At 63.5% G+C, this 26,943-nt stretch carries 26 protein-coding genes; 10 read left to right on the top strand and 16 right to left on the bottom strand.

The features are described from left to right. Positions 1-118: 118 nt before the first annotated feature. The 7 genes from ACZLIB_RS02185 to aceE form a co-directional block, all read right to left on the bottom strand. Positions 119-313, bottom strand: coding sequence for an HNH endonuclease (locus tag ACZLIB_RS02185; protein ID WP_478469038.1), 195 nt, complete (start codon positions 311-313; stop codon positions 119-121). Next, a complete protein-coding gene (locus ACZLIB_RS02180) occupies positions 310-807 on the bottom strand; it encodes a hypothetical protein (RefSeq protein WP_478469036.1) in 498 nt (165 codons plus the stop codon). The genes ACZLIB_RS02185 and ACZLIB_RS02180 overlap by 4 nt, the downstream gene beginning before the upstream one ends. Before the next feature lie 422 nt (positions 808-1,229). After that, the gene (locus ACZLIB_RS02175) at positions 1,230-2,867 is read right to left on the bottom strand and encodes a non-canonical purine NTP pyrophosphatase (protein ID WP_478469035.1); all 1,638 of its coding nucleotides are present in this window, start codon (positions 2,865-2,867) and stop codon (positions 1,230-1,232) included. After that, entirely contained in the window at positions 2,860-3,825 is a 966-nt protein-coding gene (locus ACZLIB_RS02170; RefSeq protein WP_478469034.1) for a beta-ribofuranosylaminobenzene 5'-phosphate synthase family protein, read from the bottom strand. Before ACZLIB_RS02170 ends, ACZLIB_RS02175 begins: the two co-directional genes overlap by 8 nt. Further along, on the bottom strand, positions 3,815-4,285 hold the full coding sequence (locus ACZLIB_RS02165) for a hypothetical protein (RefSeq protein WP_478469033.1): 471 nt from the start codon (positions 4,283-4,285) through the stop codon (positions 3,815-3,817). The genes ACZLIB_RS02170 and ACZLIB_RS02165 overlap by 11 nt, the downstream gene beginning before the upstream one ends. A gap of 246 nt (positions 4,286-4,531) precedes the next feature. Further along, positions 4,532-5,494, bottom strand: a complete 963-nt coding sequence (locus ACZLIB_RS02160) for a hypothetical protein (RefSeq protein WP_478469031.1) — start codon at positions 5,492-5,494, stop codon at positions 4,532-4,534. A gap of 224 nt (positions 5,495-5,718) precedes the next feature. Next, positions 5,719-8,406 carry a pyruvate dehydrogenase (acetyl-transferring), homodimeric type gene (gene aceE, locus ACZLIB_RS02155; RefSeq protein WP_164225596.1) on the bottom strand — a complete coding sequence of 896 codons (2,688 nt, stop codon included), beginning with the start codon at positions 8,404-8,406 and terminating at the stop codon, positions 5,719-5,721. Positions 8,407-8,974: 568 nt separating this feature from the next. Between aceE and ACZLIB_RS02150 the strand changes: the two genes are divergently transcribed. Beyond that, entirely contained in the window at positions 8,975-9,535 is a 561-nt protein-coding gene (locus ACZLIB_RS02150; protein WP_049399094.1) for a PadR family transcriptional regulator, read from the top strand. Between the two features lie 59 nt (positions 9,536-9,594). Beyond that, positions 9,595-10,392: a siderophore-interacting protein gene (locus ACZLIB_RS02145; protein ID WP_132808963.1), complete on the top strand. Its 798-nt coding sequence runs from the start codon at positions 9,595-9,597 to the stop codon at positions 10,390-10,392. Positions 10,393-10,466: 74 nt separating this feature from the next. Here ACZLIB_RS02145 and ACZLIB_RS02140 read toward each other — a convergent pair whose 3' ends face one another. After that, positions 10,467-11,300 carry a hypothetical protein gene (locus tag ACZLIB_RS02140; RefSeq protein ID WP_478469029.1) on the bottom strand — a complete coding sequence of 278 codons (834 nt, stop codon included), beginning with the start codon at positions 11,298-11,300 and terminating at the stop codon, positions 10,467-10,469. A gap of 210 nt (positions 11,301-11,510) precedes the next feature. Between ACZLIB_RS02140 and ACZLIB_RS02135 the strand changes: the two genes are divergently transcribed. Continuing rightward, entirely contained in the window at positions 11,511-11,912 is a 402-nt protein-coding gene (locus ACZLIB_RS02135) for a hypothetical protein (RefSeq protein WP_478469027.1), read from the top strand. A gap of 221 nt (positions 11,913-12,133) precedes the next feature. On the opposite strand, the gene ACZLIB_RS02130 is transcribed toward ACZLIB_RS02135, so the two are convergent. Further along, positions 12,134-12,841, bottom strand: a complete 708-nt coding sequence (locus ACZLIB_RS02130) for a YceI family protein (protein ID WP_005407837.1) — start codon at positions 12,839-12,841, stop codon at positions 12,134-12,136. Between the two features lie 86 nt (positions 12,842-12,927). After that, positions 12,928-13,518 carry a malonic semialdehyde reductase gene (locus tag ACZLIB_RS02125; RefSeq protein ID WP_004139510.1) on the bottom strand — a complete coding sequence of 197 codons (591 nt, stop codon included), beginning with the start codon at positions 13,516-13,518 and terminating at the stop codon, positions 12,928-12,930. A 120-nt stretch (positions 13,519-13,638) separates the two neighbouring features. Between ACZLIB_RS02125 and ACZLIB_RS02120 the strand changes: the two genes are divergently transcribed. From ACZLIB_RS02120 to ACZLIB_RS02095, 6 genes are all read left to right on the top strand, one after another. Beyond that, positions 13,639-14,604: a mitochondrial fission ELM1 family protein gene (locus tag ACZLIB_RS02120; protein ID WP_478469025.1), complete on the top strand. Its 966-nt coding sequence runs from the start codon at positions 13,639-13,641 to the stop codon at positions 14,602-14,604. Between the two features lie 154 nt (positions 14,605-14,758). Next, positions 14,759-14,986 (top strand): hypothetical protein, encoded by a 228-nt coding sequence (locus ACZLIB_RS02115; protein ID WP_004139505.1) that lies wholly within the window; start codon positions 14,759-14,761, stop codon positions 14,984-14,986. 48 nt (positions 14,987-15,034) lie between these two features. Continuing rightward, complete coding sequence (locus tag ACZLIB_RS02110; protein ID WP_478469023.1) at positions 15,035-15,886, top strand: DUF2145 domain-containing protein; 852 nt, start codon at positions 15,035-15,037, stop codon at positions 15,884-15,886. A gap of 19 nt (positions 15,887-15,905) precedes the next feature. Next, entirely contained in the window at positions 15,906-16,415 is a 510-nt protein-coding gene (locus ACZLIB_RS02105) for a hypothetical protein (protein WP_049400082.1), read from the top strand. Positions 16,416-16,447: 32 nt separating this feature from the next. Further along, the gene (locus tag ACZLIB_RS02100; RefSeq protein ID WP_478469021.1) at positions 16,448-16,963 is read left to right on the top strand and encodes a hypothetical protein; all 516 of its coding nucleotides are present in this window, start codon (positions 16,448-16,450) and stop codon (positions 16,961-16,963) included. A gap of 75 nt (positions 16,964-17,038) precedes the next feature. After that, the gene (locus ACZLIB_RS02095) at positions 17,039-17,599 is read left to right on the top strand and encodes a queuosine precursor transporter (protein ID WP_004139497.1); all 561 of its coding nucleotides are present in this window, start codon (positions 17,039-17,041) and stop codon (positions 17,597-17,599) included. 486 nt (positions 17,600-18,085) lie between these two features. On the opposite strand, the gene glnE is transcribed toward ACZLIB_RS02095, so the two are convergent. Beyond that, on the bottom strand, positions 18,086-20,881 hold the full coding sequence (gene glnE, locus ACZLIB_RS02090; RefSeq protein ID WP_478469020.1) for a bifunctional [glutamate--ammonia ligase]-adenylyl-L-tyrosine phosphorylase/[glutamate--ammonia-ligase] adenylyltransferase: 2,796 nt from the start codon (positions 20,879-20,881) through the stop codon (positions 18,086-18,088). Positions 20,882-21,266: 385 nt separating this feature from the next. Here glnE and ACZLIB_RS02085 point away from each other — a divergent pair, with 385 nt between their 5' ends. Then, positions 21,267-22,781, top strand: a complete 1,515-nt coding sequence (locus ACZLIB_RS02085; RefSeq protein WP_125429983.1) for an acetyl-CoA hydrolase/transferase family protein — start codon at positions 21,267-21,269, stop codon at positions 22,779-22,781. A 162-nt stretch (positions 22,782-22,943) separates the two neighbouring features. On the opposite strand, the gene hglS is transcribed toward ACZLIB_RS02085, so the two are convergent. The 5 genes from hglS to ACZLIB_RS02060 all read right to left on the bottom strand — a co-directional run bounded on the left by hglS (position 22,944) and on the right by ACZLIB_RS02060 (position 26,856). After that, positions 22,944-24,308: a 2-oxoadipate dioxygenase/decarboxylase HglS gene (gene hglS / locus ACZLIB_RS02080; protein ID WP_478469018.1), complete on the bottom strand. Its 1,365-nt coding sequence runs from the start codon at positions 24,306-24,308 to the stop codon at positions 22,944-22,946. Between the two features lie 165 nt (positions 24,309-24,473). Beyond that, positions 24,474-24,962 (bottom strand): hypothetical protein, encoded by a 489-nt coding sequence (locus ACZLIB_RS02075; RefSeq protein ID WP_049400073.1) that lies wholly within the window; start codon positions 24,960-24,962, stop codon positions 24,474-24,476. A gap of 31 nt (positions 24,963-24,993) precedes the next feature. Continuing rightward, positions 24,994-25,746 carry an HAD family hydrolase gene (locus ACZLIB_RS02070; protein ID WP_032130030.1) on the bottom strand — a complete coding sequence of 251 codons (753 nt, stop codon included), beginning with the start codon at positions 25,744-25,746 and terminating at the stop codon, positions 24,994-24,996. A gap of 95 nt (positions 25,747-25,841) precedes the next feature. Continuing rightward, positions 25,842-26,252, bottom strand: a complete 411-nt coding sequence (locus tag ACZLIB_RS02065) for an EF-hand domain-containing protein (protein ID WP_004139214.1) — start codon at positions 26,250-26,252, stop codon at positions 25,842-25,844. Between the two features lie 232 nt (positions 26,253-26,484). Then, entirely contained in the window at positions 26,485-26,856 is a 372-nt protein-coding gene (locus tag ACZLIB_RS02060) for a hypothetical protein (RefSeq protein WP_032968343.1), read from the bottom strand. Positions 26,857-26,943 lie beyond the last annotated feature (87 nt).

Here is a 26,943-nt window from a genome sequence, read left to right as displayed (position 1 = left end):
AGTACGGTCCGATGATAGTTCAGGTACTCGACCTGCACTGCCGAGAACGGAACGGGCGAGGTGTTCTGAGTCACCTCCCACTGCAACCGTACTGCCTCCGGCAGCTCCCTGCTCAGAATCAGACCACCATCACCCTCAAAAGAGATGTACCCCCGGTCGAACAGCCGGTCGATATGGGCGCCAGCAGAAGTCCATTACTTCCATCTAGGCGCTCGCGATTATCACTCTTCGCCCACGGCTTAATGTGACCAGCGATCAGGAAATCAGCATCGCTTGCACCGGTAACGCGGCAATATCTTTCTATAGCGCTCACGTTCCTTCGATAGATGCCCTGGCCCTTTCCTGCCTTGATGAGCTGGGACTTCTCGGTCTCGCTAGTGCGCTTTTCTTCCTCGAGTTCCTTGACCGGGCCTTCGTCTCGCCACTAGCCCAAATCTTCCGGATCGACTTGAGCAGCTCTAGTAGTTCGGCAGCCATCGCGTCGGGCACTGGGAAAAAGTAAGCCTGATTGGCCTTGCCATCAACCTTCAGCGGTGAGTGCTTCGTAGGGAGGAGACTCCCGATCTTCCCCATGTGGTCGCTCACCTTCAGTGGCGCGTCCACTAGGTGATAGTCGACCGGAACGGCCCAACCATCGTTGCGCCACTTGTTGTCCGTCGCCTTGAAGTCCTCGGGGCGATCTTTCGCGTAGTACGCACCGTTGACAATCGCGATGGCCTGAATGCGGGTGTTGGCAAACGCAAAGACCACATCACCTGACTGTACTTGAGTCATGTGCTCATAGAAGGGATTCGCGTCGCCCTTCACGTTGGTCTTCGAAGACCACAGGTAACCCGCCTTAACAGCCCTATCAAACGTCTACTTCTACCTTGCTTCCCCCGTCTCAACTGATTGATGAGGCCTATTGGCCTCCGAGACGGATGGTATCTATCCATGTCGCAATCAGCACGTTCTTGCCAGCCACAGTAGGAGGCAACGCGGCCCATCTCCTACAACTGCCTCTTTTCAGCGGGATCAACTTCGTTTGAAACTATGAGTGCTGGTGACAATCATCGTTCCCGCTTCGAGCGTAGTCGCTTTGATTGGCATGCAACCTAGCCAGCATAACGCGAGGTGTGCGGACCTCGATGGATATCGATACCTGCATTCCTCATAGTTTCATAGCTTAATACTTCCTAAGCCCCCTATGGATTCGCTGGGTACTTATATGAACGCGCTTGCTACATTTTTTAAGGTTTGGCAGGAGGGAAGGGCAAATTCAGTTGAGGCCTTTCATTCTTCTCTGGAGGGGCTCGCTTTAGGCTAGCGTGAGGACTAGCCTTCAGAGCGAGCAAATAGGATCGCCCCGTCTGCGACAACGAGTAGTGCCCCCTACCAGCTATCAATTTGAAAGTAAAATAAGGACTAAAGCGCTGATTGAAGTATCTGCTTACGTTGTCCTTATGGGTGTCAAAATCGCGAATCGACAATCGGTTAACCAGATCTGCAATCCGAGTTGTCGTCAGCCCGTCCGCACTACTAATTGAACCCATCGCTCGAATCAGCGAGCGCTCCAGCTCATTCGTTGCAATACGCATTGCTTTACGCCATTTTTCTGGCTTTTGAGTTGGAACAATATGGCGAACGTTTCGCCTTAGCTCAGAAATGCTTCCATTGTTCTTAATTATTTTTGGCCAATTCTTGCGTATCCTCGAAACACCCATCCTGAGCTGCTCTTGATCCTTAGAGCGCAGATCTCGCAATGACTCTGGCGCGTCTCGTCGACCTCGCTTGCGAATGCGTGCGTACCTTAGATTCTGCCTGGCATCCACCACAACGACCTCAACACCACCGCGACCTTCATAGTTTGCAAGAAGGTGCTCAACCTCTCTCTCGGAGCGGAATCCGGTAATTACCATCGGGAAATCACCAAAACCCTCCATGGCTGACATTATTTTCTCTGGAATTATCCAAGGCTCAGAGTCAAGCACTTGAATAGCGAAGTCTGACAAGCGAACAGAAGGAGAACGACCCAGGCGCTCGTAGTACTCGCAGCGCATGAAATCGCTCGCCTCAAAGTGCATATATCCCGCCCTATTAACGAGATACTCTGCGATGGTAGTTTTTCCAGAACCGCTAAGACCACAAATGACTAGAAGTGGCGAGCCCGGCGGCAATCCGGGCATCTGCATCTGCCGCTGAGGAGGAGACGAATTTGTGGAACGTATCCCAATATCCGATAGGAATGAAATAAGCCCTTCAAATGCACGCCGCCTAAAGTCAGCCCGATCGGCACTGTCCGGATCCAACGCACTGAATGGAACCTCGCATCCGTTCGGTACAAACCACTTATTAAAGCTCTTGGAGTCCTGCCATGGCCGGAGGGGGTTCTGGCCTAGAGCGTGCTCAACATCAGTAATATGACCGCTTGTCTCCCCCGTAAACTGAATATATCCACTATCAGAACGAAACCATTTTTGAATGCTGGGGGGCAAGTGAAGAATTATATCCGACCTGACCGTTACCGCGCGGTCATTTCCACGAGCCCTAAGCAGCTCGTCTAGTGTCGGAAAGTCCATATCCCTCATCCAGTACTTGACATCGACCCCAGGGACCTCTCGATCACCGCTTAACGCATGAATTATCACTGAGGTATCTTCAATGAAGAAGAATGACTCCAAGTCTAAACCGGCACGATTCCATTGAAAGAGAGCACTCTCATAGCTAAGCCGAAGGATCTCCTGGCGATCGTCTAGCCGTGGCTCATAGTAACTTGCGAGAAATGTTCTTTCATGAAAGCTGTGTATCGAAAGGCCAGTACCTCTGGCTAGAGCTCTAAAGTTTGCGAGCTTAATGGCATTTGTAGTAAGAAACCAAAGCTCAGTCACTTATAACTCTCCCAAGTCGGCTCGGATAGACCGCCGCTAGAGACGCCGTCGGCAGCAGACTCTCCGCTCGCCTCATGGTCGCCGCGATGTTGTCCGACATGAAGTACAAGCTTGGCCCTAAGCTACTCATACCAACCGCGTGTGCACCTGACGACCGAAGGATGGCACGGACTTGTCTAAGTTCACCCCCATGAAGAGCCCACTCGGCACCTTTCCAAGCGAGTTTTTGCATTTCCTCCACGGCTTGCCCGAAACCGCTGTAATCCCTCTCAATTACTGAAGCATGTACTCCAAAGAGCGCGTAGTACGCCGCAAGTGCTGACTCGGACATCGGGATCGGGCAGATTTCTTCGAACAACCGTTTCTCGTCGTCGAGTGAGGGCGCAGGGATATGAGGGATACAGAGACCAATCTCCCAATCTGGAAGCACTCCTTTCCATCCAACTACAGGCTGTTCACTGCAGAACGAGAAGTCTGAAGATGTGAATGAGCCGCTCCCTCGGCGGTGGCCAAGATCAAACACGTAGCCGCCATCAAAGTACGTGTTTACACCGACGCCCGAGGCTCCCCCTCGTCCTGATAGCGCAAGTAGGGCTGCCCGATCCAGGGGTACTCCATTAACCAGAGCTGCGCTTTCAATTCCGCCTAGTATGGTGGCAGTACCTGAGCCAAGCCCTATGTGGGGAGCAATCGAGTCCTGCTCAATAACGATCTTTGCTGCAGCGCCGCTCGCCACCTTCTCCAGTGCGGCGCAGATCAGACGCCGTACTTTTTCCCTTTCATCTGCGGAGAGCGGCGAATCGCGGAGATCGATGACCTCAGTAGACGCGGCCGCCTCGACTGTCATTTTCGTCCCGAAGTCAGCGATCGAAAACCCCAGGCCACCGTTTCTCCTTATTGCGTTGTCAGAGAGCGATATAAGGCCAATATGAATTCTGGCCGGAATCTCAATCTTCACCAATCGACACCCCACCTTTCCATTCCGCCTCAAAGTGCTCGAGGTACACGGCAACTAAAGGACTCTCGACGAGCATTTCAATGGCAGGAGTGTCCTTACTCATGCGATCGGCGAAAATAGGACCTACCATACAGATGTCATCGACCAAAAATACTGAGTGCGCGGCAGAATGCGAATAATAACGCACCTTGAAACAGTCATATCTTTTGCTTAGCTCTTTCATTCGAACCTTAGCAAGCTGCGCCTTGGATCTCGCCTCCTCATCCGGAAGAAACTCCTCTTCAGCAACCAGAATTCTTACCGAAACATTTCTATCGAGTGCTCGCAACAGTACCTTTTTGTCTTCCCGGCTAGTTGAGCCGTCAGCGAAATCTCTAAGAAATCGAGATGCAGTACTGCCAAGCAAATCGATCTTTTTTTTTCGACCCCTCAATTTTACTACGGTAGTACTCCTCTTCATCTCGCGTAACTAGCACATTTGAAACTTTCAGTGACTTTAACTTGGCTACACCCTTTGCATCGAGCCAGTCCCATGAGAATTGAAGGACTGCAATGAAGGCGCCAGCGATGACTCCCGTGACTATCGGCTCCCATTTACCTACAAATGGCGACCACAAATGCCATATCAACAACCCCAGCGAGAGAAATAAATAGAAAACGAGAACAAGCAACGGAGCTCTAACTCTTAAATATTTCTCCCACATACCTATTGATTCCTTCCAATAATTAGTAGCTCGCTATTGCTTCGTCGCGACAACGCATAGCTCACTGGCATTCTGTATATTTTTGTTTCAGAAAAATGCCTTCTGAATATTCTACGAAGAGCACTCACATCTGGAACGCCATTATCAACATATGACAACGCTACAGTTGCCCCCGAATGGATCTCAATCAATTTATCAAGCATTACCTCGATTGTCTTAGGATTTTCCCAGTCCTCAGAAAGATAGCCTTCCCTGAAGAAATTACACCCTGACTCACGATCGATCAAATCCGCCCAGCTCGCCCTTCTCGCCAGCCCCTCCAGGAAGTGATATCTGCGCAAATAAGTTTCAGGCGCTCTTTCACGCAAATATGGCGGATCCAGGTACACAAGATCGAATTTCGGCTTAATGCTCATGACGGAAGTTGGCTTTAAAACTCGCCCACGACCAGAATAATTATCTCTCGCAAGAACAAGCTCATCATATGCCCTGAGCATTAACACCTCAAAAGGCGTCTCCCATGTAGTCAGGTTTCCAAAACTTCTCGAAACGTTTCTCGCCGTTCTCATTCCCAGATTAGCGCGATGAAACATATTGTAGGGGCGTTTCTGAAGGCACGCCTGAAAAAGGCAGTACTGGAAAACATTCTGATCATCTCTCCTTAGTCTAGCCTCATCGAGAGTACGCAACGCACCATCCAACCACCGGTTCTCGGACTTTGGATAGAAAATTCCGTCGTAGTTTTTAGCGATGAAACCGCTTTGAGGACGTACAGCTGAAATAACGCCCTCCAACCTTTCCCTCTTTATGAGACGCGAATTAGGAGAAAGCAGCGCTCTTGCAGAGATTGAATTGAAATGGAATGAGTCGTGGTAGAAAACCTCCTTTCCCAGATTGGACAGGTGAAGCGAGACAGTACCTGTACCACCAAAGGCATCTAGCACACTATGAAATTCATACTTCAACAGCTGATTGGAAAGCCAATTGATCTGTCGACGTTTGCTTCCATAGTATCTAGTCGTAGGAAGATGAGCTTTTCCGTTCACTACGGCGACGTGAGTCTCAGGTTTCCCGTTTATCTGCACAATCACGGCCCAAAATATTCACTAAGCTAACAGTAAGAATGCCCGATTTCTGAAAAAAAAGAAGCGGCCCTAGGGCCGCTTCTCTACATCGAGCTTTGAGCTAATCAAACCCCAACAGGATTAGCCTTCTCCGGATCAATCTTGTACTGCTTGATCGCCCGGGCCACGTCCTTCGCGGTCATCTTCCCTTCCTTCGCCAGCGCCGCAATCGCGGCATGGGCGATGTAGTACCGGTCCACTTCAAAGAACCGGCGCAGGTTCGCACGCGTATCCGAACGGCCGAAACCATCCGTACCCAGCACCGTGTACGACATCGGCACGAACGCGCGGATCTGGTCCGCATACGCACGCACGTAGTCGGTGGCGGCAATCGCCGGGCCCTGGCGGCCTTCCAGCAGCTCGGTCACGTAGGCCTTGCGCTGCTCACCTTCCGGATGCAGGCGGTTGGCTCGTTCCACGTCGAAACCATCGCGACGCAGTTCGTTGAAGCTCGGGCAGCTCCAGATATCGGCGGTCACGCCGAAGTCCTTGTCCAGCAGCTCGGCCGCGGCAATGGCTTCGCGCAGGATGGTGCCCGAACCCAGCAGCTGCACGCGCAGCTCGCCCTTCTTCGGCTTGCCGGCGTCGGTCAGCAGGTACATGCCCTTGACGATGCCTTCGGCTGCGCCTTCCGGCATTTCCGGGTGGGTGTAGTTCTCGTTCATCAGGGTGACGTAGTAATACTCGTCCACCTGGTCTTCCATCATGCGCTTGGTGCCGTGCTGCAGCACCACGGTCACTTCGAAGCCGAAGGTCGGGTCGTAGCTGCGCACGTTCGGGATGCCACCCGCCACCAGATGGCTGAAGCCATCTTCGTGCTGCAGGCCTTCACCGTTCAGCGTGGTGCGGCCGGCGGTGCCACCCAGCAGGAAGCCGCGGGTACGCATGTCGGCGGCCTGCCAGGCGATGTCGCCCACGCGCTGGAAGCCGAACATCGAGTAGTAGATGTAGAACGGCAGCATCGGCACGTTGCTGACCGAGTAGCTGGTACCGGCGGCCATCCACGAGCTGATCGCACCCGGCTCGCTGATGCCCTGCTGCAGCACCTGGCCGCTCTGGTCTTCGCGGTAGAACATCAGCTGGTCGGCATCGACCGGCTTGTACTTCTGGCCGAACGGCGCGTAGATGCCGATCTGGCGGAACAGGCCTTCCATACCGAAGGTACGGGCTTCGTCGGCCACGATCGGCACGATGTGCGGGCCCAGTTCCTTGTCGCGCAGGGTGATGTTCAGGCTCTGCACGAAGGCCATGGTGGTGGAGTAGCTGCGCTCGCCGCTGCTCTTCAGCAGGCGCTCGTAGCTTTCCAGCTTCGGTGCCACGAAGGTCTTGTCGGCCTTGCGGCGGCGCTGCGGCAGGTAACCGCCCAGCGCGGCACGGCGTTCCTGCAGGTACTGCACTTCCGGCGAATCCGGGCCCGGGTGGTAGAACGGCACCTGGCCGTCGGCCAGCTGCGCGTCGGTCACCGGAATGTTGAAGCGGTCGCGGAAGTGGCGCACCGCTTCGTCGTCCAGCTTCTTGGTCTGGTGGGTCGGGTTCAGCGCTTCACCGGCGCTGCCCATGCCGTAACCCTTCACGGTCTTGGCCAGGATGACGGTCGGCATGCCCTTGGTGTTCACAGCCTGGTGGTAGGCGGCGTACACCTTGTGCGGGTCGTGGCCACCACGGTTCAGGCGCCAGATGTCGTCGTCGCTCAGGCCGGCCACCATCGCAGCGGTTTCCGGGTACTTGCCGAAGAAATGCTCGCGGGTATACGCGCCGCCGAAGGCCTTGCAGTTCTGGTATTCGCCGTCGACGGTTTCCATCATCAGCTTCTTCAGGACGCCGTCGCTGTCCTTGGCCAGCAGGGCATCCCAGTAACCGCCCCACAGCAGCTTGATCACGTTCCAGCCGCCGCCACGGAACACGCCTTCCAGTTCCTGGATGATCTTGCCGTTGCCGCGCACCGGGCCGTCCAGGCGCTGCAGGTTGCAGTTCACCACGAAGATCAGGTTGTCCAGGCCTTCACGGCCGGCCAGGGCGATGGCACCCAGGGTTTCCGGCTCGTCGCTCTCGCCGTCGCCGATGAAGCACCACACCTTGCGGTCGGACTTCTCGATCAGGCCACGGTTTTCCAGGTAGCGCATGAACTGCGCCTGGTAGATGGCGGCCAGCGGGCCCAGGCCCATCGACACGGTCGGGGTCTGCCAGTACTCCGGCATCAGCCACGGGTGCGGGTACGAGGACAGGCCACCGCCGTCCACTTCCATGCGGAACTTGTCCAGCTGCTCTTCACTGATGCGGCCTTCCAGGAAGGAACGCGCGTAGATGCCGGGGGCGCTGTGGCCCTGGATGAACAGCAGGTCGCCCGGGTGGTTTTCGCTCGGGGCGCGCCAGAAGTGGTTGAAGCCCACGTCGTACAGGGTGGCGCCGGAGGCGAACGAGGCGATGTGGCCGCCCAGGTCACCCGGCTTGCGGTTGGCACGCACCACGGTGGCCATCGCGTTCCAGCGGATGATCGAACGGATGCGCCATTCCAGCTCGGCATTGCCCGGGCTCTTGGCCTCGAGCTGCGGCTCGATGGTGTTGACGTACTCGGTGGTGGGAGAGAACGGCAGGTAGGCGCCCGAACGACGGGTCAGTTCCACCATGCCTTCCAGCAGCTGATGCGCGCGCTCAGAGCCCTCGACATCAATAACGGCCTTCAACGACTCGATCCACTCCTGGGTTTCCACAGGATTCGGGTCGTTGTTCAGCACCTCGTTCAACCAGTTCATTAGCGCTCCCATAACCGCACGCACGCGCGCGACTGTTGTATAGATTTCTAGACCGCAAAGTGTAGCGCACCAAGGGCTTTCGTCACTTGGCTACGCAGGCGTATGGATGCAACCGGCCAGTGTCCGCAAGGGGCTTGCCGGGCCCGCTGAAGGCCCTGCGGCGGGCCTTGTTGGCTGCGCGCGCTGTCGCTTGCGGGCCGCTGCGCCCATGTGCAGGACGCAGTGTTACCGCTGCCGATGACGGTTGTAGGGCAGCGCCATGCCCACCTGTATCGGCTCCGCGTGCTGGCGCTGAACGGGCGACAACGTGTCGCACCTGCCTCTGGATAGCCCCCCGCCCTGCCCTCAGGGTAGGCCTCGAGTGTTGGCCTCGCCCGCTTCGGTCCGCCGTCTGGCCCTGCCTCACTCCCTTCCACAGTGTTGCCCGGGGCGCCTCGCAAGGGGCGCCCCTTTTGCTGTGCGCGGGGCCGGCCGTGGCCCAAAACTGACCTGCTTGTGGCCGGATCGATGATTGTCGGCTTCGATATATCGATATATCGTTTGCACACTCGTTTACCGATATATCGAAATGAGCCGTACCGCTTCTCCCAGAGCCCGTTCCACCAATCCGGAAGTGCCACGCCGCAACGGCCAGCCGCGGGTGCTCAGCCGCGGCGACCTGCGCCTGCTGGTGCTGGCCCTGATCGGCGAGCAGCCGCGCCATGGCTACGAGCTGATGCAGCTGATCAGCAACCAGTTCATGCAGGCCTACACGCCCAGCGCCGGCACCATGTACCCGCTGCTGGCCAGCTTCGAGCAGGCCGGTTGGATCGAGGCCGAGGAAGTGGACGGCAAGCGGATCTTCCGCATCACCACCGCCGGCGAGTTCGAGCTGAAGGTGCAGCGCACCCAGGTGCGCCTGGCGCAGCGGCGCGCCTTCGACCGTGCCCGCGAGATCACCAAGGCCTCGCTGCCGCCGCCGCTGGCCGGTGCCCTGCGCGAGTTCAAGCGGGCGCTGGTGCATCACCACGGCCGCTGGGCCGAGGGCGAGGCGGAAGAAGTAGCGGCGCTGCTGACGCGGGCGTCCGCGCTGCTCAACGGTACGGCCGGTAGCGAGAGCCAATCCTTTTCAACGACCCAGCCAGACTGACTCCAGCCAGGTCGCCCCTACGCCGCGCGCCCCCGCGCGACACCTTTACAGGTAACCCCATGACCGAACACAACAACACGCGCCTGCGCCTGGATGTGCGCTTCCGTGAACTGACCGTGCTGCGCACCGAAGAGGTCACCCCGCACATGCGCCGCATCGTGCTGGGCGGCGCCGAGCTGGCCGGTTTCGATTCGCCCGGCGCCGACGACCACATCAAGCTGTTCTTCCCCAATGCCAGCGGCGAGATGGTGCTGCCGGTGGTCACTGCCGAAGGCCGCAGCTATCCGGCCGGCAAGGAGCCCTCACCGGCCCGCGACTACACCCCGCGCTGGTGGGACCACGAGACCGGCGAGCTGGCCATCGACTTCGTGCTGCACGACCAGGGCATTGCCGGGCCGTGGGCCGAGCAGGCCAAGGCTGGCGACACGCTGGTGATCGGCGGCCCGCGCGGCTCGTTCGTGGTGGCCGACAGCTACGACGCCTATGTGCTGATTGGCGATGAAACCGCGCTGCCGGCCATCGCCCGCTGGCTGGACGTGCTGCCGGAGGATGCCGAGGTGCAGGCCTTCATCGAAGTGAGCGATGAAGCCGAACGCCAGGACCTGCCGCAGTACGAGAACGTGCGTATCCACTGGCTGGAGCGCAATGGCTTTCCGGCGGCCAGCAGCACGCTGCTGGAAGACATGCTGACCGACTTCGAAGCGCCGGAAGGCGATGTCTTCTACTGGATCGCCACCGAATCGCGCCGCGCCCGGATGATGCGCAAGTTCATCGAAGGCCACCTGGGCGTGCCGCGCGACTGGATCCGCTCGACCGGCTACTGGAAGGCCCACCCGGACGAAACCGACGGCGATTGATCGAAGAGATGGCGGATGCGGACCGTTGGTCCGCCCGCCCTGCAACAGGTAGTGCCGGCCGCTGGCCGGCAACCTCATGAACCTTCGGCAGGAACCTGCAGTTGCCGGCCAGCGGCCGGCACTACCGCGTTGGATGCCACCTGCCGCGTCCACCCGAACCGCTGCGCGGCCCAGATCTCCAGCGCCACCAGCAGCGCGATGATCAGCAACGGCAACAGCAGCCCGAAGTACACACCGGGCATTATGCCGTTGATCTGCGCCTTCACCAGCCGCAGCACGCCACGGGTGTGCAGCAGCTCATCCACATGCATGGTCAGCGCCTCGCGCACGACCTTGGGCTCCAGACCGAGCGTGCCGGCCTTGTCCACCAGCGTGTCTTCCACCATGCCGCGCAGCAGGCCTTCGCGCACTTTGCCGATCACCCAACCGGTGCCGCGCGCCAACGGGCCGTTGCCAAGACGATCAAGACCGGGCAACGGATGTTCGCTGAGGTAGGCCGAAGCGATGGTATCGGCCACATCCCCCACCGTGCCCTGGCTGCGCAATGCCTCGCGCATGCGCGGGTCGTCCAGCGAATCGGTGAAGCCTTCGCTCCAGCCTTCCACCAGGGTCTGCAGGTGCGGCCGGAAATGGTCCAGCTGCTTGAACAGCGCGCGGTGCGCGCCAGCAGTAAAGCCCAGCTGCAGGCCGAAGAAGGCGGTGGCCAGCGGCAGCAGCACCACGTAGCTGGCCAGCAGCCAGTGATGCCAGCGCTTGCGCCGCTGCAACCAACCGCGGCGGTGCAGCCAGCGCCAGGCGAAGATGCCCAGCACCAGGCCAAGCAACGTGCCGAGCACGCTGCCACCCAGCAGATCGAGCACGCTCAGGCCCGTCCAGAATTCGTTCAACCAGTACTGCGTGTCCTGCATGGGTCTTCCTTCCGTGGATGCGGCTGCGCCTGAAATGCCAGCCAGGTAGAGTCGACTGTCAGTCGACTATCGCGCGCAGCGCGGAGGTTTCCGGCATCGCGCCAAGAGCAGTCGACTGACAGTCGACTCTACCAAAGCGAAAGCCTCCCGGCCCGGAGCACGCCAAGCAATGCGACAATCGCGCTCCTTTCCTGCAGCAACGAGGGCCACATGGCCAAACTGACCCTGGCCAGCGTGGATGCGCTGCGTACCCGCTTTGCCGATGACGCCGCCTGCGACGCGGCACTGGCCGCCTTCGCCGACACCGCTGCCCTGCGCGTACCGCTGCGTGAGCTGGTGGAAGCACAACACCGCTACCTGCAGGCCGAATTCGAAGTGACGCAGGTGGCCGATGTGCTGCGCCGCGACCAGAAGTACGCGCCGGTGGGCCGGCCTTCGATCAACATCGTGCAGCTGCGCAAGCAGCAGGCCGCGACCAAGCAGGCGGCGCTGATCGCACGCCAGGTGGTCGCGCAGGCCGCGCAGACCTTCGTGCGGGTGAGCGGGCTGGCGGTGAAGGCCAAGCAGAGCCCGAGCGAAGCGTGTGGGGCGTGGTTGGGCGCGTTGCGCTGAGGGATCGTGCGGACCAACGGTCCGCACCCACCAAATGTAGGTCCGCACCCACCAGATGCAGGTTGGCACCTACCGGGTAGTGCCGGCCGCTGGCCGGCAACCCCATCAGCATCGGGCACCTAGCATGCAGCCGGCCAGCGGCCGGCTCTACCAGAACCCCAAAAAGAAGGCCCGCTTTTCAGCGGGCCTTCTGCCTTCTCACGACGAGTGAGTTGGGTGCATCAAGCGGCCGGCTTTTCGCCGGTGGCTTCGGTGGTGATGCGGATCTTCACTTCATCGCTGACGTTCGGAGCATACGCGCCGACGCCGAAATCGCTGCGCTTCAGGGTGGTGGTGGCATCGAAGCCGGCGGCCGGAACCTTGGCCATCGGGTGCTCGCCGCCGCCGTTGACGGTGACGTCCAGGGTGACCGGCTTGGTGATGCCCTTGATGGTCAGGTCGCCGGTGACGGTCAGCTTGTTGGTGCCAGCGGCTTCCACCTTGGTGCTCTTGAAGGTGGCATCGGCGAACTTGGCGGCGTCGAAGAAGTCGGCGCTCTTCAGGTGCTCGTCGAACTTCGCGGTGAAGCTGTTCAGGCCGCTCAGCGGCAGCTTCACTTCCACGGTGGACTTGGTCACGTCTTCGGCGTTGTACACCAGGGTGCCTTCGACGTTGCCGAAGTGCGCGCTGGGGTTGGAGAAGCCGAAGTGGCTCCACTGGGCCAGCACGTCGGTGTGGGTCGGGTCCAGCTTGTAGGTGCCCGAGGCGATCTTGATCGCTTCGGCGGCCGGCGCGGCGGCAGCGGCGTCGGCAGCCGGGGTGGCAGCCTGTTCGGTGGTGGCCGGGGCGGCAGCGTCAGCAGCCGGGGCAGCGGTGTCGGCCGGCTTGGAGCAGGCGGCGATGGCCAGGGTCAGGGCCAGCGGCAGCAGCAGTTTACGGGTGGCGCTCATCTGAGGAACTCTCCGGATCGTAGGGTGGGTACACGGTGCAGCAAGAGCCTGCCACGGGACGGCAGGCCCGAAACCGATACAGCGACTTACGCGATGCGCGCCGCTTCGTCGAACGACAGGCGCGGCAGACGCGGGAACAGGCCCGCCGAGTCACCGTAACCCAGGTTGACCAGGAAATTCGACTTGATGGAGGTGCCAGCGAAGAAGGCTTCATCCACCTTGGCTGCATCGAAGCCCGACATCGGGCCGGCATCCAGGCCCAGCGCGCGTGCGGCCAGGATCAGGTAGGCGCCCTGCAGGCTGCCGTTGCGGATGGCGGCTTCGTGGCGGCCTTCCTGCGGGCCGTCGAACCAGGCCTTGGCATCGGTGTGCGGGAACAGGTACGGCAGCTTCTCGTGGAAGTCCAGGTCGAAGCCGATGATGACGGTGACCGGGGCGGCCATGGTCTTGTCGTGGTTGCCTTCGGACAGGGCCGGGGCCAGCTTGGCCTTGGCTTCCTTCGAGGTGACGAAGACGAAACGGGCCGGCGTGGTGTTGGCGGCGGTCGGGCCCCACTTCACCAGGTCATACAGTTCCTGCAGCAGGCTGGCCGGGACCGGCTTGTCGAGGAAAGCGTTCTGGGTGCGGGCAGTACGGAACAGCTGGTCGAGGGCAGCAGCGTCGAGCGCGTGGGACATCGGTGGATCTCCAGGGCGGCTAAGGGAAGTCAGTGCCCGCGGGCGGCGCGGGGCGAAACGACGAGCCGCAGTGTAGAGTGTCGCGACTGTTGCAACACCCAGCAGGGCTGAAACGAATTAATGCCACAGGTGAAACGATCGAGTGCGCCCTGGACGGTCACGGACGGCCGTGCGGGCAATGTCCGCCAGGCGGTCGCGCTGGCCTCTGCGCTGCGCCAGGGCACCCATCGCCCGCTGGTCCTGCAGCCCCGCGCACCCTGGCGCTGGCTGTCGCCGCGGCGGCTGCCCGGTGATGTGAACGGCTATGGCGAGGCTTTCGCGTCACTCGCCGCGGACGCACCGCCGCTGGCGATCGGCTGTGGCCGTCAGGCCGCCGGCGCACTGCGCGTGCTGCGCGCACGTGGCAGCCAGGTGGTGCAGATCCTCGACCCGCGCATCAATGCCCGCCACTGGGACATGGTGGTGGTGCCCGAACACGATGCCCTGCGTGGCAGCAACGTGCTGACCCTGCTCGGCAGCCTCAACCCGGTGGATGATGACTGGCTGGCCTGGGGCCGCGCCGCGTTCGCTGGCTTCAGTACCCTGCCTGGCCCGCGCACCGCGCTGCTGGTGGGCGGGCCGACGCCGCTGGCACCCTGGGACGAGACCGCGATGGTGGGCGTGTTCCAGGCGCTGGCCGATCAGATCCGCGCTGAGGGCGGCAGCCTGCTGGCCACGACTTCGCGGCGCACGCCACCGGCATTGGCCGAGATCCTGCGCGCGACGTTCGCCGACCTGCCGCACGTGATCTGGGGCGACGGCGGCGACGGTACGAATCCTTATGGCGGCCTGCTCGGCTGGGCCAACCGCGTGGTGGTCTCGCCCGATTCGGTGAATCTGCTGTCTGAAGCCTGCGCCACGCGCATGCCGGTGATGGTGGCGCTGGCCGATACCGTGCAGGGCCGGCTGGCACGCTTCCAGCAGCAGCTGCGCGAGCGCGGCCGGCTGCAGGCGCACTGGCTGGACTGGCAGTACAACCGCATCGAGCCACTGCGCGAAACCGCACGGATCGCGGCAGAAGTGAAACAGCGCCTGGCATTGCGGTAGTTCCGGCCGCTGGCCGGCAATGCTCTACGCGCTACCGAAGATCCTGACATTGCCGGCCAGCGGCCGGCACTACCGGGGTATCCAGCGATTTCTGAACATTTCGATCCAGCTGCGCGGTTAGAGTCCAGCTTCCCCCATCACTCTGAACGTCTTCATGCGTACCTTGCTCCTGCTGCCCCTGGCCCTGCTCGCTGCCTGCTCCACCACGCCCACCGAGCTGGATCCGATTTCGTATCAATGCCAGCAGCAGTTGGACGCGTACCGCGAACAACCGGCGCTGCGCGATCCGAAGGGCCAGCGCCCGCCCCTGCCGGTGGCCCCGATCAGCGATGCCTGCGACAAGGAGCTCCAGCGCAAGGGCGTGGATCGTCCCCTGCGCTGAGCAGCGTATGATCGGCGCGCGGGCCTGCCCGCCGTTGAAGGTATCGACATGGATCGTTTCTCCCACCTGCCGCGCGCCGCGCTGCTGATCGCCAGCCTGCTGGCGACCGCACCGGCCTGGGCCAACAGCACCGAATGCCGCGAGCGCTACCCGAGCGTGGCCGCGCAGGCGGCGATGCTGGACGTGGCCTGGACCACCGCTGAGCGCCTGGACGCGCTGCCCGATGTGGACGTGGTGGTGGCCGCGCGCGGTGGCCAGGATCTGAGCCGCTACGGCCTGCGCCACAGCCACCTGGCCTTCCTGGTGCGTGAGGACAATGGCCGCTGGCGCGCGATGCACCTGCTCAACCGCTGCAAGACCGACAGCTCGCAGCTGTACCACGAAGGGCTGGGCAACTTCGTCGGTGAGAGCGGCGGCCATACCGACCTGCGCATCGGCGTGCCCTCGGCGCAACTGCGTGCCGCGTTGAAAGCGATGCTGGTGTCGCCGTCGATCCAGCCGAAGGCACTGCACGAAACCAAATACAACGTGGTTGCCTACCCGTTTGCCACCGACTACCAGAACTCCAACCAGTGGGTGCTGGAAGTGCTGGCCGCGGCGATGGCGCAGACCGAAGGCGCGCCGGCCATCGTCAAGCGCGAACAGGCGCAGCAGTGGCTGCGCCAGCAGAAGTACCAGCCCAGCGTGCTGCATATCGGCCTCGGCAAGCGCGTGGGTGCGCGTCTGTTCGTGGCCAACGCCACCACAACCGACCATCCGGCCGGCGAGCGCATCTCCGGCAACTATTCGGTGGTGACGGTGGAATCGGTGTTCGATTTCCTGCACCAGCGCAGCCAGCTGCAGCAGGAACTGGTGATCCCTCACGTGCCGGTAGCTGGTGCTGCCGCCGCCACGCCCTGAATCCAGCAAGGAGAACGACATGCGTACCCTGCCCGCCGTCCTGATGCCGATGCTGATGCTGATCGTCGCAAGCCTGGCCTGGTCCACGGCCGCTCATGCAGAGCGCCGCATCGTGATCATCCACGACCCGGGCCCGCAGGGACCGAGCCTGGAGATGTCCACACAGATGGTGACGTCGGCCCGCGCGGCGGCGGCGAAGGAAGCCCAGGATGCCGCCGATGCTGGCCAGCCGCTGGCCCGCCCGCAGCAGATCAAGCTGCCGCAGATGCAGGTGAGTGCGATCGCCACCACCGTGGATGGCCGCCGCGAAGTGCTGCTGCGCGATGCCAACGACCCGCAGAACACCGCATCGATGCAGTACCCGCGCGGCATCGGCGATCCCGCCGTGCAGTTCACCGTGGGCCAGACCGTGAACTTCGAACCGACCGGCGCCGACCAGGGATGGCAGTTGAAGGACAACCAGGGCCGTCCACTGGAATATCTACCCGAGGCCACCGGCCCGCGCGACATCTTCGACACCCGGCGCTGAGCCGCCGTCCCCACCCTGACCAGGAGGTCTCCATGTTCCGTTGCCTGCGCGTTCCCGCCACTGCCCTGCTGCTTTCGGCGCTGGTGGTGCCCACCGTCCATGCCGGCGCCGCGCCGCAGTTGAACAGCGGCCAGGCCAGCGTGTTGGTCACGTCGCTGATCGTGCTGTCGATTCCGTTGGCCACGTCGATGGGACTGGCCGAACTGTCCAAGGCCCCGTTCAAGGCCAGCGAGCGCAACGGCAAGGTCGCCGCACGCACGCCGGCGGTGCCGCTGCCACCGATGGAAGTGAAGCAGGTCGCCACCACGCCAACCGGTGATCGCCAGGTGCACCTGCAGGTGCCCGGCAAGGCCGACCAGACCGCAACGCTGCAATGGCCGGCGGCTGCAGGCGATGACCCGATTGCCGGTTTCGTCGTCGGCCAGCAGGTGCGCTTCGACCCGACCGACGCGGGTGCCGGCTGGACCGTGAAGAGCGCGCAGGGCCAGGCGCTGGCCTATGTGCCGACCGCCTATGCCGCCGGCGATGTGATGAGCGAAACGCTGTAAAGCTGAACGGCCGGTTTTGGCATTGCCGCGGGCCGGGCGGATAATGGGCGATCCCCTTTGTCCCCCTGGCTCGCCATGTCCGTGCGTCCTGCCCCTGTGTTTGCCCCGTTGACCGCCCGCGCCCTGGTGCTGGCGGTGCTGGCCATGGGCGCGGTGGTGCTGCTGTCCAACGTACTGGTGCAGTACCCGATCAACGACTGGCTGACCTGGGGTGCTTTCAGTTACCCGGTCGCGTTCCTGGTCAGCAACCTGATCAACCGCCGCTTCGGCCCGGGCCCCGCCCGCCGCGTGGCGTGGATCGGTTTCGCGGTGGCGGTGCTGCTGTCGATCTGGGTGGCCACCCCGCGCATCGCCATTGCCTCGTGCTCGGCCTTCATCGTGGCGCAGCTGCTGGACATCACCGTGTTCGACCGCCTGCGGCGTGGCAGCTGGTGGCGCGCACCGATGGTGGCCACCACCTGCAGCGCGACGGTGGATACCACCATTTTCTGGTCGATCGCGTTCGCCGGTTCGACCCTGCCGTGGGTGAGCTGGGCTGCCGGCGACCTGGCGGTGAAGCTGGCGATCGGCGTCTGCCTGCTGGCCCCGTTCCGCGCGCTGTTGTGGAAGATGGCGCCGCTGCGCACCACCAGCTGACCGCCGTTGCTCTGGTAGGTGCCAACAGCAGGCCAATGCTCAGATCATTGATCCGGCGGGTCATCGCCGGGCCATTGATCCGGTAGTCGCCAACCTTGGTTGGCGCTTTGCATTCATGCCAACCAAGGTTGGCATCTACCAACAGCAGGTCATCGCCGGCCATTGATCCGGTGGGTGCCGACCGTTGGTCGGCACGCCCTGCAGAACTCATCGCTGCCGACAGATGGTGCCGACCAACGGTCGGTACCTACCAACGGCGACCATCGCCGAGCAATTGATCTGGTAGCCGCCAACCTTGGTTGGCGCTTTGCATTCATGCCAACCAAGGTTGGCATCTACCAACAGCGGGTCATCGCCGGCCATTGATCCGGTGGGTGCCGACCGTTGGTCGGCACGCCCTGCAGAACCCATCGCTGCCGACAGATTGTGCCGACCAACGGTCGGCACCCACCCAAAGCAGGCCATTGCGCTGGCGGGTGCCCCCACTCAGGCGAACGGCAGCTCCGCGGCGATGCACGCGGCGGTAATCGCGGCACACGCCTCTTCAATCGCGGGCGTGGTCGGTGCCAGCCGCGGGCGCCGGTCCAGGGTGCAGGCCAGGCCCACGTCCAGCAGCGTGGCATGTGCTCCATGCAATGCCTGCGCCGTGTCTTCCGGCAGGAAACCAGCAACGGCCAACGCATCGATCAACGATGGCGTATCGCGCGGCTGCAGCAACGCCACGTGCTGTGCACTGCGCGCGAGCACACCGGTCTGCAGCAGGAACTCCAGATCCACCACGCCACCGGCGCCCTGCTTCAGGTCCAGTCGCGCGGCATCGCTGCGGTCAAGTTCGGTGCGCATGCGGCCACGCATCTTCAGCACGTCCGCGTACAGCACACCCGTGTCGCGCTCACGCCCAAGCGTCTGCGCACGCACCTGCTCGAAGTCGGCCAGCAGGCTGGCATCGCCGGCCACGCCACGCGCGCGCACCAGTGCCTGGTGTTCCCAGGTCCACGCGCGTTCGCGCTGGTATTCGGTGTAGCTGGCCAGCGAAGACACCAGTGAACCCTTGCCGCCATCCGGGCGCAGGCGCACGTCGATGTCGTACAGGCGCCCGGCGGCGGTCACCGCACCGAGCAGCGCCATCACCTTCTGCGCGAGGCGCGCATACCAGCGCCCCGGCTCCAGCGGACGCGCGCCATCACTGGCATCTACGCCGGCCGGGTTGTCGTGCAGGAACACCAGGTCCAGGTCGGAACCGAAGCCCAGTTCAAGGCCGCCAAGGCTGCCATAGCCGATGATCGCGAAGCGGCCACCGGGAATCTCGCCGTGTGCGGCACGCATGTCCGCCTCGGCCATCGCCAGCACGGTGACCACCACCGCCTGCGCAAGTTCGGCCAGTTGCCGCGTGCTGTCGACCGCGCCCTGGCGGCCATCCAGCGTGGCCATCGCCATGCGGAAACTCAGTGCCAGCCGCGTTTCATTGAGCCAGCGCAGCGCGGATTCCGGATCTTCCACCACCAGTACCTGTTGGCACTCCGCCAGCATGCCGGCGGCATCGGGCATCGGCCCGGACACGCGCACGTCCAGCAGTTCGTCCAGCAGCAGCGGATACGCCGCCAACCGTTCGGCCAGCAGCGCGCTGCGCGCCAGCACGTCCACCAACCGCGCCAGTGCGCTGGGCTGTTCGTCCAGCAAGGCGAGATAGCTGGTCCGGCGCAGCACCGCCTGCAACAGGCCGAGCACGCGCTTGAGCGCGGCATCCGGCTGCGGCGAACGCGTGGCCGCATGCAGCAGCGCGGGCAGCACGCGATCCAGCCGCGCACGCGCGGCATCGGACAACGACTTCACGCCGGTGCCCTGGGCGAAATCGCGCAGCGACTGGTCAGCGCCGTTGGCATCGAGGAAACCGGCTTCGGCCAGCAGCGGTGCGTTGCTGCCTTCGGGCAGGCTGCGCCAGTAGTTGGCCAGTGCATCGGGCGCGGCCTGGCCCTTGCGCGGCGCCAGCAGCGCGGCGAATTCGGTACTGACCCGCTGCTGCTGCACGGCCAGCGCCGCGCGCAGCACCTCCCAGTCCGGATAGCCGAGCCCAACGGCGATGCGTTCGCGGTCAAGTGCGTCGCTGGGCAGCACATGGGTCTGCGCGTCACGCAGCATCTGCAGGCGGTTTTCCAGCCGGCGCAGGAACAGGTAAGCCTCGCGCAATGCGCTGCCATCCTCGGGCGCGATCTGCCCGGCGGCCACCAGTGCGTCCAGCGCCACCAGCAGCCGACGCTCGCGCAATGCCGGTTCGCGACCACCGCGGATCAGCTGCAGCGCCTGGCACAGGAATTCGATCTCGCGGATGCCACCGGCACCGCGCTTGATGTCGTCGTGCAGTTCGCGGCGTGCGACTTCAGCGGTGATGGCCGCCTTCATTTCGCGCAGGCCGTCTAGCGCGGTGAAATCCAGGTAGCGGCGGTACACGAACGGGCGCAGGGTCTGCAGCCACGCCTCACCGGCCTCGATATCGCCGGCCACCGCGCGCGCCTTCAGCCAGGCATAGCGCTCCCAATCACGGCCCTCGCGCTGGAAATACTGGTCCATCGCCGCGAACGAGAGTGCAACGCGGCCGGCGCTGCCGAACGGACGCAGGCGCAGGTCGACGCGGTGGCTGAAGCCATCGACGGTGGTCTCGTCCAGCAGCTTGGCCAGGCGCTGGCCGAGGCGCGCGAAATACTCCTCGGCAGCCAGTGCGCGCGCGCCGTCGGATTCGCCGCCATGCGGGTAGGCGTAGACCAGGTCCACATCGGAACTGAAGTTGAGCTCGCCACCGCCCAGCTTGCCAAGGCCGAACACCACCAGCTGCTGCGGCGTGCCATGTTCATCAGCGATGACGCCGTGGCGCTGGGCGAATTCCTGCTGCAGGGCGTCCAGTGCCAGCCGCAGGCAGTCCTCGGCCAAGGTGGTGGCACCGGCGAGGGTCTGCGGCACGTCGTCGAGGCCGGCCAGGTCACGCCAGATCAGCCGTGTGGACATCGCGGTACGCCAGCGCCGGATCTGCGCCGGCCAGTCGCTGGGCTGCAGCGGATCGAGCACCGGCGCTGGGATCGGCGGGCAGCCGGGCGCGGCCAGCTGTGCCAGCAAGGCCGGTTGCCGCACCAGGGTGTCCAGTGCGAAGTCGCTGGCCACCGCCAGCCGGGTCAGCAACGGCAGCAGGTTGGCCGGGATGGGCTCGGGCAGGACCTGGGCCAGGCGCGCCAAGGCGCGGTCGACAAGAGGCTGCAGGGTGGCGGGCAGGTCAGCGGTGGCGAGGCTCATGGGCTGATTGTATCGACCCGGCCGGGACGCAACGGACCCGGTAGTGCCGGCCGCTGGCCGGCAAATCCGATGATCCTGCCGAAGGTTACTGGGGTTGCCGGCCAGCGGTCGGCACTACCGATAATGGAGACCGCGTATTCATACTGGACGACAGGCAATAAAAAAGCCCGCTTGCAGCGAACTGCCAGCGGGCTCTGCTCCCTCCCCCACGTCGGGATGCAGGTCCATCGTGCGGGCTGCGAAAGCACTTTGCACGCTGCACTGCAAAACAAAACCGGTGGGTAGGGGTGACCCCTGCGGGGAAAAGCCATTCCACGAAGGTAGAACCCCCCGTACGGAGGAGGATGGCCGATAATCGGAATTCCCCCCAGCAACACGTGTCGTCATGTCTGTTGATCGCATCGCCAACGCGCGTCTCCGTGACCGCGTGGTCTCCGCGGAGGCCGCAGCCGCGCTGATCCAGCCCGGTGAAACCGTGGCCATGAGCGGCTTTACCGGCTCCGGGTATCCCAAGGCCGTTCCCGTCGAACTGGCCCGCCGCATCGAAGCGGTGCATGCCCAGGGCCAGCCCTTCCAGATCAGCCTGATGACTGGCGCCTCCACCGCGCCGGAACTCGATGGCGCGCTGGCCAAGGCCGATGGCATCGCCATGCGCATGCCGTTCCAGAGCGACCCGGATGCGCGCAACCGCATCAACGAGGGCAAGCTGGATTACATCGACATCCACCTCAGCCACGTGGCCCAGCACGTGTGGTTCGGCTTCTATGGCGAGATCGATACCGCCGTGATCGAAGTCTCGGCCATCCGCGAAGACGGTTCGCTGGTGCCCTCCACCTCGGTCGGCAACAACAAGACCTGGCTGGACCTGGCCAAGAAGGTGATCGTCGAGGTCAACGAATGGCAGCCGGCCGGCGTCGACGGCATGCATGACATCTACTACGGCACCGCGCTGCCACCGCACCGCAAGCCGATTCCGCTGGTGAACGCCAACGACCGCATCGGCGACACCGCGCTGCGCTGCGACCCGGACAAGATCGTGGCCGTGGTGCGCACCAACGGCCCGGACCGCAACAGCCCGTTCAGCCCGATCGATGCGACCAGCGAGCAGATCGCTTCGCACCTGATCGAGTTCCTCAAGCACGAAGTGAAGAAGGGGCGCCTGCCGCCGAACCTGCTGCCGCTGCAGTCAGGCGTGGGCAATATTCCGAACGCGGTGCTGGCCGGCCTGGCCAAGAGTGGTTTCCGCGACCTGGCCGCGTTCACCGAAGTGATCCAGGACGGCATGCTCGACCTGCTGCGTGACGGCGTGCTGAGCTATGCCTCGTGCACCGGCTTCGCGCTGAGCCCGCAGGCCAACGAGACGTTCAAGGAGAACATCGATTTCTACCGCGAGCGCATCATCATGCGCACGCAGGAGATCTCCAACCATCCGGAACTGGTGCGCCGCCTCGGCTGCATCGGCATGAACGGCATGATCGAGGTGGACATCTACGGCAACGTCAATTCGACGCACGTGATGGGCACGCGGATCATGAACGGCATCGGCGGTTCCGGTGACTTCGCCCGCAACGGCTTCCTGTCGGCGTTCCTGAGCCCGTCCACCGCGAAGAACGGCACCATCTCGGCGATCGTGCCGATGGCCAGCCACGTGGACCACACCGAACACGACGTGTCGGTGATCGTCACCGAACAGGGCCTGGCCGACCTGCGTGGCCTGACCCCGCGCAAGCGTGCGCAGGTGCTGATCGACAACTGCGCGCACCCGGATTTCCGCCCGCAGCTGCAGGACTACTTCGACCGCGCCAGCCGCGAGAGCTACGGCAAGCACACCCCGCATCTGCTGCCGGAAGCGTTGTCGTGGCACCAGCGTTGGCTGGATACCGGCACGATGAAGAGCTGAAACCCGCTTTTGTAGAGTCGAGCCATGCTCGACTGCTTTCCTGGGCAGCCGAGCATGGCTCAGCTCTACAGAGGGCAGCGCCATGATCCCAGGTGCGGACATCGGGTAGAGCCGGCCGCTGGCCGGCTCCCCAGAACAGCCGGCCAGCGGCCGGCTCTACCTTCACGCGGTGCGCAGGCTCGCCAACGATTCGGCCTGCAGCCGCTCGTAGATCTCGAACTCGTCATTCACCGCCACGCCCAGCGCCTGCTCGAAGGCCTCGCGGTTGGCATGCGCGGCATAGGCACGCTGTTCTTCACCGCCCAGGTTCGACTGGAAGATGCCTGCGGCGCTGACCGGCAGGAAATCCTCGTAGACGATCGGGTCGGCCGTGGCCAGGCCCGCGGCCACCAGTACTTCAGCCGGCAGATCGGCCACGCGCTCCGGCGCGGCGCGGCCGGCATCGGTCAGCTGGTAGCGGTAATAGCCCAGGCCTTCCTGGCGCAGCGTGTCATGGTCATCCGGGAAGCTGGCGAACACCGCCTGCAGGCGCTGGCCGTAGTCGCCGCCGGTGCTGCCTTCGCCACCGGCATCGCGTGCCTGCGACAGCAGCTGGTCGTAGAGCGCGCGGCCCTTCGGGGTCAGCGCAAGGCCACGCTGTTCGATCTCGCCGAAGCGCGCGGTGTGGGTGCCGGCATCGCCACCCTCGCTGTCCGGGAAATGCACGGCTTCTTCCAGTGCCTTGAAGCTGGTCTGCCGCAACAGGATCGGGCAGGCACGGCGCGGCGGGCCTTCGATCACCGCCTTGGCGGCCATGCCATGCTCGATCATCGCCGCCTGCGCCGCGTCGATATCCAGCGTGCGCGGGGTCAGGTGGTTGATGTGCGGGCCACGGAAACTGACCACGTCGGCCACCAGGCGATGCGCGTTGTGCAGCGCGTGGTAGGTCGGCAGATCGACGGTGGCATCGCCGTGCCAGCGGAAGGTTTCCAGTGCTTCATCGACGAAGCGCCCGGCATCGGCCTGCGACAGGCCGCCGTCACGCTCGGCCTGCTCGATCAGCGCCAGCGCGCCCTCGGTGAAGATGCGGCGACGTGCAAGGATCTTTGCCGATTCGGCACGCAGCGCTTCGTCTTCGATCAGCTCCAGGCGCAGCAGCGAGGTGAACACGCGGAACGGGTTCTGCGCCAGCGCGGCGCCGGTGAGCGGGCGGAACGCGGTTGAGTGCACCGGCACGCCAGCCACAGACAGGTCGTAGTAGCCCACCGGGTACATGCCCATCACCGCGAACAGGCGGCGCAGCGTGGCCAGTTCCTGCACGGTGCCGACCCGGATCGCGCCGTGGCGCTCTTCATCCAGGCGCGCGCGCTCGTCGTTGCGCTGCAGCTGCGCGGCCAGCGCAGGGTCCTGGTCAAGCACCTGCGCGTTGATCCGCTCCACCAGTTCCACCAGCGTGCCGTACAGCGGCACTTCGGTGCGGTACATGCGGGACATGGCCTGCGCGAACAGGCGGCGGATCACATCAGGCGAAACGAAAGAGGCGCTCATCAGTCACTCGATTACGGGAACGGGGAACAGCTCGAACCCGTATTGTCGCCGGAGCGCGGGGCCGCGGCGATATGCAGAGCAACATGAAGGAAATCGGTAGTGCCGGCCGCTGGCCGGCAACCTCGGGATGCCTGGAAGGGTGCAGCTGCCGGCCAGCGGGCGGCACTACCGCTTGAGCTGGCGCCTCAGGGTGGCATCCAGGGTGATCGGCCGGTCCCAGTGCTGGTAGCTGGCCACGATGGCATGGCGCACGGCGCGGTAATGCAGGTTGTCCGGCTTGGCCGGCATGCGCTTCACCACCGCCTCCCAGCCGCCCTCCGGGTCCTGGCTGAAGGCGCGCACGCTGTCGCGGCAGGTCTGGCCGCTGGCCTTGGCCCAGAAGCAGGCGAAGTAGATATCCCCGGCCTGCCAGCCATGGGTGGTGAACAGCGCGCTGATGTAACCGCGCGGCACCTCGGCATAGCGCGACACCTCGTCGAGGAAGGCGTCGGGGTAGCGTTCGGCGTAGTGGTTGATGTCCTGCAGCTGGGCATCGACCCAACGGTCACCGGTTTCCACCGTGTAGGCCGCCGAACGCTCGGCGGTCTGCTGGGCCAGCACGGTGGCCGGCACCAGCAGCAAGGACAACAACAGCGCGCGCAGTCGGACGTTCATGCCCCGATTCTGCCGCAGCCGCCGGGTCCTGTCAGGCCGCCGCCGAGGCCTTGGCCTCGATCGCCGCCAGTGCGGCCGGCCAATCGTGGGCAGTGTCGGCGGTGACCATGCGCGGTTCGTCGTCGGCCACGCCGTGCTGGGTCTCGTGGGCCCAGGTCACTGCATACGGGGTATGCACGCCCCAGCCGCCCAGGGTCACCACCGGCTCGATGTCCGAGCGCAGCGAGTTGCCGACCATCACGAAGCGCTGCATCGGCAGGTCAAACTCGGCCAGCACGCGGGCGTAGGTCTCCGGGTCCTTCTCGGAGACGATCTCGATGCGCGGGAACAACTCGGCCAGGTTGGCGACCTTGATCTTGGCTTCCTGGTGGAACAGGTCGCCCTTGGTGATCAGCACCACCGGGTAGTGCTCGGCGATGGCCGCCACCGCTTCGCGCACACCGTCGATCAGTTCGACCGGGTGGCGCAGGGTGTCGTGGCCGATGTCCAGGATGCGCTGGATGTCCTTGGCCTCGATGCGCTGGCCGGTGATGTCGATGGCCGCTTCGATCATCGACAGCGTCATGCTCTTCACGCCGTAACCGAAGGTGCCCAGGTGGCGCTGCTGCACTTCCAGCAGGTGGCGCGCGGTCTGCGTGTCATGCACGTCGACGTAGCGCGACAGCAGGTCAAGATAATCCTGCTCGGCCTTGCGGTAGTAGTCCTCGCTCTTCCACAGCGTATCGTCACCGTCAAAACCGACCAGGCCGATGGCGCGCGACGGCGCAGGCGTGGGGGTGTTCATCGCACAAGGATACAGGGGTGCTGGTGACGATAAAAACCCGGGCGGCCGCAGCCGCCCGGGTCCCCATGCACCGGTCTTCCCGAATCAGGCGTGGATCAGCGGCCCTGCGCCGCGCCGGCACCTGCACCGGCCTGCTGGGCGGCCACGTAGGCCTTGTACTCATCGGCGCTCAGCTCGCCGTCCTTGTTGGTATCGGCCTGGTCGAACACCTGGGCCAGGCCAGCGTTCACCTGCGCCTCGGTCTTGCTGATGGTGCCGTTGCCATCGGTATCGATGCTGGCCCAGGTCTGGCCACCGCCATTGGCCTGTGCCGAAGCCGCTGCGGCCGCGTTGGTCGCCTGGTCAGCCGCCTGCCCTGCCTGTGCCGCCGACTGCTGCGCCTGCGCGGCCTCGTTCTGTGCCTGCGCGGCCTGCTGCTTGGCCGACTGGGCCATCGCCGGAATGGCCAGCACGCTGCCGGCGGCGACGATCAGGGCGATCAGGGGCTTGCGGTTGCGAATAGTCATCAGGGGTGTCTCCTACCAATTGGGTGGTGTTGCGCGGCGTGTTGTCTCCGCACGGCACCTACCCTGCCACCGCCTTTCTGAATCGATTTTGCCCCGCGACCGGCGTCAACACGCACGATTAACCACTCGCCTACGCGCATGCTTTAGCGCGGTGGTTAGCATGAAGTGAGTGGCTCATAAGCTGCGCATTCAGCGCTGCCTGATTTAACCGGCAGCGAACGAAAAACCTGCGTCAGTCGACGTTCTGAGCCGATGACCGCGAACTGAACACCACCCAGCCGAGGGCAACACCAGCGAGCGCGCCGGCGATTTCCAGCACCACGCGGCTGCCGAGTTCGTTCGGATCGTGGATGGTGGCGAGGAAAAGACGCGCATACAGCGGCGACTCCAGACGCACGATGCCCATGTAGAACAGCTTCCAGGCATCGATGCCGGCGGAGATGATCACGGCGATGACGCAGGACCAGCCGATCGCGTGGCCGACCGTCCAGTGCAGGAGCCGGCACAGCTGCGACCACAGGAAGTACACCAGCAGCCCGACCAGCAGGGCGATGGCGCCCGCTTCGAGGGTACCGAGCAGGCCGAAGTGCAGGGGAAGGTTCATCGGGTGGGCAACGGTGGGATGGCGGCCAGTGTAAGGGATCTGCCCCGGACCCGATCTGGTGGCCACGGTAGATCCACGCCATGCGTG

This window comes from Stenotrophomonas sp. 220_Sma (assembly GCF_056487375.1).
The sequence above is the reverse complement of the archived record's forward strand: the minus strand, read 5'-3'. Positions and strand labels throughout refer to the sequence as shown.

What these genes read in the sequence shown, in the direction of transcription:
- ACZLIB_RS02165 (WP_478469033.1), bottom strand. Translation starts at nt 4,285, where the DNA reads ATGAAGAGGAGTACTACCGTAGTAAAATTGAGGGGTCGAAAAAAAAAG.
- aceE (WP_164225596.1), bottom strand. Translation starts at nt 8,406, where the DNA reads ATGAACTGGTTGAACGAGGTGCTGAACAACGACCCGAATCCTGTGGAA.
- ACZLIB_RS02150 (WP_049399094.1), top strand. Translation starts at nt 8,975, where the DNA reads ATGAGCCGTACCGCTTCTCCCAGAGCCCGTTCCACCAATCCGGAAGTG.
- ACZLIB_RS02145 (WP_132808963.1), top strand. Translation starts at nt 9,595, where the DNA reads ATGACCGAACACAACAACACGCGCCTGCGCCTGGATGTGCGCTTCCGT.
- ACZLIB_RS02140 (WP_478469029.1), bottom strand. Translation starts at nt 11,300, where the DNA reads ATGCAGGACACGCAGTACTGGTTGAACGAATTCTGGACGGGCCTGAGC.
- ACZLIB_RS02135 (WP_478469027.1), top strand. Translation starts at nt 11,511, where the DNA reads ATGGCCAAACTGACCCTGGCCAGCGTGGATGCGCTGCGTACCCGCTTT.
- ACZLIB_RS02130 (WP_005407837.1), bottom strand. Translation starts at nt 12,841, where the DNA reads ATGAGCGCCACCCGTAAACTGCTGCTGCCGCTGGCCCTGACCCTGGCC.
- ACZLIB_RS02125 (WP_004139510.1), bottom strand. Translation starts at nt 13,518, where the DNA reads ATGTCCCACGCGCTCGACGCTGCTGCCCTCGACCAGCTGTTCCGTACT.
- ACZLIB_RS02120 (WP_478469025.1), top strand. Translation starts at nt 13,639, where the DNA reads ATGCCACAGGTGAAACGATCGAGTGCGCCCTGGACGGTCACGGACGGC.
- ACZLIB_RS02115 (WP_004139505.1), top strand. Translation starts at nt 14,759, where the DNA reads ATGCGTACCTTGCTCCTGCTGCCCCTGGCCCTGCTCGCTGCCTGCTCC.
- ACZLIB_RS02110 (WP_478469023.1), top strand. Translation starts at nt 15,035, where the DNA reads ATGGATCGTTTCTCCCACCTGCCGCGCGCCGCGCTGCTGATCGCCAGC.
- ACZLIB_RS02105 (WP_049400082.1), top strand. Translation starts at nt 15,906, where the DNA reads ATGCGTACCCTGCCCGCCGTCCTGATGCCGATGCTGATGCTGATCGTC.
- ACZLIB_RS02100 (WP_478469021.1), top strand. Translation starts at nt 16,448, where the DNA reads ATGTTCCGTTGCCTGCGCGTTCCCGCCACTGCCCTGCTGCTTTCGGCG.
- ACZLIB_RS02095 (WP_004139497.1), top strand. Translation starts at nt 17,039, where the DNA reads ATGTCCGTGCGTCCTGCCCCTGTGTTTGCCCCGTTGACCGCCCGCGCC.
- glnE (WP_478469020.1), bottom strand. Translation starts at nt 20,881, where the DNA reads ATGAGCCTCGCCACCGCTGACCTGCCCGCCACCCTGCAGCCTCTTGTC.
- ACZLIB_RS02085 (WP_125429983.1), top strand. Translation starts at nt 21,267, where the DNA reads ATGTCTGTTGATCGCATCGCCAACGCGCGTCTCCGTGACCGCGTGGTC.
- hglS (WP_478469018.1), bottom strand. Translation starts at nt 24,308, where the DNA reads ATGAGCGCCTCTTTCGTTTCGCCTGATGTGATCCGCCGCCTGTTCGCG.
- ACZLIB_RS02075 (WP_049400073.1), bottom strand. Translation starts at nt 24,962, where the DNA reads ATGAACGTCCGACTGCGCGCGCTGTTGTTGTCCTTGCTGCTGGTGCCG.
- ACZLIB_RS02070 (WP_032130030.1), bottom strand. Translation starts at nt 25,746, where the DNA reads ATGAACACCCCCACGCCTGCGCCGTCGCGCGCCATCGGCCTGGTCGGT.
- ACZLIB_RS02065 (WP_004139214.1), bottom strand. Translation starts at nt 26,252, where the DNA reads ATGACTATTCGCAACCGCAAGCCCCTGATCGCCCTGATCGTCGCCGCC.
- ACZLIB_RS02060 (WP_032968343.1), bottom strand. Translation starts at nt 26,856, where the DNA reads ATGAACCTTCCCCTGCACTTCGGCCTGCTCGGTACCCTCGAAGCGGGC.